Origin of the sequence: Flavobacterium branchiophilum NBRC 15030 = ATCC 35035 (assembly GCF_002217205.1) — a bacterium.
Classification (GTDB): domain Bacteria; phylum Bacteroidota; class Bacteroidia; order Flavobacteriales; family Flavobacteriaceae; genus Flavobacterium; species Flavobacterium branchiophilum.
This window is the reverse complement of the sequence record NZ_MUGT01000057.1, coordinates 1-5,685: the sequence shown is the minus strand read 5'-3', so window position 1 is coordinate 5,685 and position 5,685 is coordinate 1. Positions and strand designations below refer to the sequence as shown.

Below are 5,685 nucleotides of genomic sequence, written 5' to 3'. Positions count from 1 at the left end.
ATATTTGGTATTATTTGCCCAAAATATAATTTCTACCATGTATTAATACACTGGGTTCGATCAAAATAATACTAAAAACACCCGCTAAAATTAATACTTTTAAAATATTATGGGTGTTTAAAAAAGCTTCCTGAGTATGGGCTTTCCAAAGGCTGATGCTTAAATATATAAAAAAGATGAAGCACATATAGAAATAAATATCCATATAACCTACCGAGTAAACATTTACCAAAAAATATACAGGAATTACTGTAAATATGAGTAAGGAAATAATGATTCTTTTAGACCAATTTTCGCCATATACATTTGGAATTGTTAAATAATTATTAGCAAAATCTCCTTTCATATTTTCTAAATCTTTGATCATTTCTCGAACCAAAATCAAAAGAAAAAGGAAACTGGCATGAAAAAAAATAACTTCATAAAAATTTTTAAAATATAATAATATACCAAAAAATGGCAAAACCGCCAATATAGATGCTAAAATGTTGCCAACAAACGGTATTTTTTTAAATTTATGACAATAAATCCAAATTAAAAAAATGTATGTTGAATAAAATAATACGGCTCGCCAAGAAACGATAAAGGCAATAATAGCAACTAAAAAATTTAAACCAAAATAGACTTGTAATTTTGTAGATTGACTTACTAGTCGGTCCAATTTGGATTTATTGGGCCTGTTGATTAAATCTTTTTGACTGTCATAAAAATTATTGATGATATAACCCGAAGCAATAGTCATGCTTGAAGCCAATACCAATATAAATAAATCTACATCCAAAATTACACTTAACGCTCTTACTTCTGGAGCTAAAATAAAAATAGCGGCAAGATATTGAGCCAAAATAATCACGATAATATTATAGGCTCTGACAACCGAAAAAAGACTTACAAACTTCAGTATCAACCATTTACTTTTTCGGCTCAACATAAGTAGTAATTAAAATTGGTACACCACTTCAAGTTTATAATCTTTTAGTGCTGTTTGTGCTTTTTCCAAATCTTCGGTAAAGCCTAAAATGTAGCCTCCGCCTCCAGAACCGCAAAGTTTCAAATAATAATCATTGGTATCTATGCCGTTTTGCCAAACACCGTGAAAAGCTTCAGGAATCATTGGTTTGAAATGGTTCAATACTACTTTTGATAATTTTTTAGTATTAGAAAATAGGGATTTCATATCGCCTCCCAAAAAATTTTCTACACAAGCATCGGTATATTTTACAAACTGGTTTTTCAACATCACTCTAAAGCCTTGGTCTTTAAGGTTTTCCATGAAAATATTTACCATTGGAGCTGTTTCGCCAACAATGCCAGAATCTATCAAAAATACAGCCCCTTTGCCGTTTATGGATTGGGTAGGAATACCTGCCGTTTGAATATTGTCTTTAGAATGTATCAAAATAGGAATACTCAAATAGCTGTTTAATGGGTCGAGGCCAGAACTTTTTCCATGAAAAAAAGATTCCATTTGACCAAAAATATGTTTTAAAGTAAGTAATTTTTCACGTGTTAAATTTTCTAACACGGTAATTTTATCATAAGCATATTTATCATAAATAGCGGCTACCAAGGCACCACTACTCCCTACTCCATACCCTTGTGGGATACTAGAGTCAAAATACATGCCCCTTTGAACATCTTCTTGCAACAATTCCAAATGAAACCGAACCAAATTTGGCTGTTCTATTTGTAAATTTTGCAAATAACTTACATATCGTTTCAAACTTTCGTTGGATTTTACAGCTTCGGCACTAGGATTTTCATCAACTTTTAAGGCTCCGTTATAAAAATTATACGGTATTGACAGTCCTTTAGAGTCTTGAATGATGCCATACTCTCCGAAAAGTAATATTTTTGAATAAAAAAGTGGTCCTTTCATCTTATTTTGTTGATTAATTTGGGGTTCATTAAATCATTTGTGTAGCTCCATGGCCTACTTCGTCGCAAATATACTGCCCTTTTTGACAATAAACAACTAATTCTTGTTGAATAAATGTTTCAACTGCTTTCAAATATTTTTTTTGATACAAAACATGCACATTTGCCCCCGCATCTAACGTAAAACAGACTGGAATTTGGGTCGTTTTTCTAAATTGCCAAATCGCATTAATTATGGCTAATGTAGGGGGTTTCATTAAGATAAAATAAGGCATCGAAGTCATCATCATAGCATGTAAGGTTAGTGCTTCGCTTTCTACAATGGCAATAAAAGTTTCTAAATCTCCTTTTGAAATGGCTAATGATAATTGATGTAGTTGTAATTTTGCTTGTTCAAATCGTTGTGTTGCAAATGGATGGCCGTGCATCAAATTGTGACCAAGTGTGCTCGATACTTGTTTTTCGCCTTTATCTACTAATAAAATTGTATCTTGAAAATCTGTAAACACTTCGTGTATTTGATTTGGAAATGGTATTCCAAACACATCCGAACTATCAAAATGAGGATGCTGACCCCAAATGACCAATTGTCCTTTGATGCTTCTGCACGCACTACCAGAACCCAATCGAGCCAAAAACGAAGCTTTTTTGTAAAAATATTCGTCTGTTATTTGCGGGTTTAACAATTTTTCCAAACTCATTATATTCATTGCCAAAGCTGCCATTCCTGAAGCAGAAGACGCTATACCCGAACTGTGTGGAAAAGTATTTTGTGTATCTATTTGAAAATGATATGCCTTCAAATAAGGACAATATTTGACTATTCGTTCAAAAAATTGTAAAATTTTGGGTTTAAATGCTTCCTTGGGTTGGCCTTCAAAAAGCAATTCAAAAGAAAAATCATGGGTATGGGCTTTTTTTTGAAAATGTAATTGGGTTATGGTTTTACAATGATTTAGTGTAAAACTTATAGAAGGATTTGCAGGAATTTGAGGGGTGCTTACCTCTTGCTTGCCCCAATATTTAACCAATGCAATATTACTTGGGGCACTCCATTGAAGGGTGCCTTCTTGAATGTTTTCTAAAAATGTTGTTGCTACAAACTGATTTTCTGATTGGATAATCATGTGGATTAATTACAAATTTATCATGCAAAGGTAGTCAATTTGGAGATTGAATAAACAACAAATAGTAAATTTTTCTTAACTTAAAAAAATAACAAAACTGTTTTATTTATTTGGCAAAAAAGAAAGAGGGCTACGGGTCGTTTTATCATGGTTTCATGCCATAATCTAATTTACATTAATTTATTGTGTTCTAAATTGAGAAGGCGATATACCAACATGTTTTTTAAAAAAACTATTAAAATGGGTCCCTTCCTGAAAACCTAAACTATATCCTATTTCGGAAATGTTCCACAAACTGTGTTTTAATAATATTTTGGCCTCCTGCACTTTCCTTTCGGCAATAAGTTGCGAAGTAGTTTTATGGGTTACTGCTTTTATGGCTCGGTTCAAATGGTTTACGTGTACATTGAGCTGGTTTGCAAATTCAGATGCTGTGCCAATTTGCATGCTTTGGTGTGCATCGTCTATGGGAAATTGGCGTTCCAACAATTCTAAAAATAAAGTTGCTATGCGTTCGGAGGCATTAATAGAATGTCCGTTTATTCTGGCTTTTGGTTCTAATTTCATTGCAAAATGCAACAACTCATAAACCATATTTCTTAACAAATCGTATTTAAAAACATAATCTGCATTGATTTCGTCTAGCATTTTAACGAAAATGGGTTCTACTTTGGCCAACTGTTCATCGGTCAATTCAAAAATAGGTGTGCCATTGGGTTGAAAAACCGTATATTGGTTAAGATTGCCAAATTGATGAAAAAAATGGGTATTGAAAATGCAAAAATAACCCGCTCTATATTCTTCTAAATGATCCCATTTGTAAGGAATTTGCGGATTTGAGAAACAAAGTGCCTGCTTTTTTACTTCGACCACCTGATCTGCAAAATAGACATTGCTGTTCCCTTTGGCCAAACTAATTTTAAAAAAATCCCTACGTTTATAAGGAATCGGCTGTGCTTTGTCGCCCACAAAAGGGGCTAATGTAAACACATTGAAATGCCCTAATTCGTTTTTGAGATTTTCGGGCATCCAATTGAATTTATTTTTATAAAAATCAGCTAATGTTTCTGGTTTTTCCATAGTCAAAAATACAAAAAAATAGAATAAATTGCATCAATAATTATAGGTTAGAGACAAATTCCATATAAAAGCTTTGCCAGGAATAACAGTTTGAATCGATTGATTTACAATTGAAGACAATACAAAAGGTGTTTTCTTATTATACAAACTTACTGTTGTGGAACAATAATAGCCCGATTTATTGTCCATTTTCAAATAATAGATTTGAGGTTGCCATTTCAAAAAAATTTCGGGTACCACTTTGATATTAGAAAACGTACTATTCAGTGTAATAAAATGGGTGTTATTTGTTGTACCAAAATCCCATCCGTGCGAATATAAGTAATACAAACCAATACTTGCATTTTTAGAAAGCGTCAAAGTAGGAACAATTTCAGTGGCAGTGTATCGGTTTGTAATGAGGTTATTTTTTACAACGCCATGCTGATCCAATACAGTTTCTTCTTTGAAAGCGATGGCTGGATGTGCTCCCAAGCTTAATTTAAACCGTGAATGAGTTACTATTTTATACCTTCCCCAAAAAATAAACGACCAAGGTTGTGCCTCTAATGAAAAACGCAATTGAGGGTCGAAACTCCAACGGGAAGCATGTATAGAAAAATCAAAAATTGCGGCTGGTTTTCCCAAAGAAAAAGTAGGCAAAAGCGAAATGCCATTGTTTGTAGCAGTAATGGCTCCAGAAAACGAAGTAGTTGTAGCAGCTTCTTGAGAAAAAATACTGTTAGTAAAAAGTAAAATAAACAAAACCCATTTGGAAAAAATACCATGTTGCATAAATCAAATAATTTTAAAAAGATGACTTGTGCAAAATTGTACCATTTATAATTGTTTCAATGATATATTTCAAATTTAATATGGCAAAAATCAAACCATTTGGAAGTCTTAAGATGTAAAATGCAAACACTAAAACGAAATATATTCTTAATTTTTATTTGTATATATAAATAAATATTTCAATATTAACAAACAAATTATTTCAAATCAGCTAATTTAGAATTTGTATTTCTATAAAAAAATGCCGTTAAATGTTTTTCAAAAAGAATAATAAAAAGAAACAGTTTATAAAAAAGAGGCACTAAATCCTCTTACAATCCTAACAAAAAACTTTTCGAAAAACCCATAATGGGGGTCCATGTAATCGGTTTAACCCATTAACTATATTTTTTATAAGTATTCGTTGATTACAATTCATTGCTCGGCTTGCAGATGCAATGAAAGGCTAGCTGTTAGCGGCTGTTTTTTCTTTTCAATTCTGAATATGATTGAAATGATATTATTACTAAATTAAACACTAATAAATAATAACCAATTTTTAGTTGTTCAATATCTTCAAATATTTTTTCAAAGTATAACATAATCAAAGGAATAATTATTAGAATTAGGTTTACAATACTTAAAATTAAAGTTACTTTCGGTTTTTCCTTAAATGAATAGAATATTAAAAATAAATTTAATATAATTGAAATTGTAAAAGGTAAAAATAGCCATTGTGGAGTTTCAATATCTTCAACAAATAGTTTTCCAATTTGGTATCCATTTAGCGTCAATTCTTTTTTAAGTTTTAAAAATCATTAATTGCTTTTTTCTTCTTTTGTTTTAA

General features: G+C 31.4%; 5 protein-coding genes. All 5 read right to left on the bottom strand.

What is annotated here, in order from left to right; translation table 11 throughout:
* Positions 1-10: 10 nt before the first annotated feature.
* The 5 genes from B0A58_RS08155 to B0A58_RS08135 all read right to left on the bottom strand — a co-directional run bounded on the left by B0A58_RS08155 (position 11) and on the right by B0A58_RS08135 (position 4,859).
* A complete protein-coding gene (locus B0A58_RS08155; RefSeq protein ID WP_089080653.1) occupies positions 11-931 on the bottom strand; it encodes a geranylgeranylglycerol-phosphate geranylgeranyltransferase in 921 nt (306 codons plus the stop codon).
* Between the two features lie 9 nt (positions 932-940).
* Positions 941-1,879, bottom strand: coding sequence for a mevalonate kinase family protein (locus tag B0A58_RS08150; protein ID WP_014084707.1), 939 nt, complete (start codon positions 1,877-1,879; stop codon positions 941-943).
* Between the two features lie 28 nt (positions 1,880-1,907).
* The gene (locus tag B0A58_RS08145) at positions 1,908-3,005 is read right to left on the bottom strand and encodes a diphosphomevalonate/mevalonate 3,5-bisphosphate decarboxylase family protein (RefSeq protein WP_089080652.1); all 1,098 of its coding nucleotides are present in this window, start codon (positions 3,003-3,005) and stop codon (positions 1,908-1,910) included.
* Between the two features lie 180 nt (positions 3,006-3,185).
* Complete coding sequence (locus tag B0A58_RS08140; protein ID WP_089080651.1) at positions 3,186-4,085, bottom strand: helix-turn-helix domain-containing protein; 900 nt, start codon at positions 4,083-4,085, stop codon at positions 3,186-3,188.
* Between the two features lie 33 nt (positions 4,086-4,118).
* On the bottom strand, positions 4,119-4,859 hold the full coding sequence (locus B0A58_RS08135; protein ID WP_089080650.1) for a hypothetical protein: 741 nt from the start codon (positions 4,857-4,859) through the stop codon (positions 4,119-4,121).
* Between the last annotated feature and the right edge of the window lie 826 nt (positions 4,860-5,685).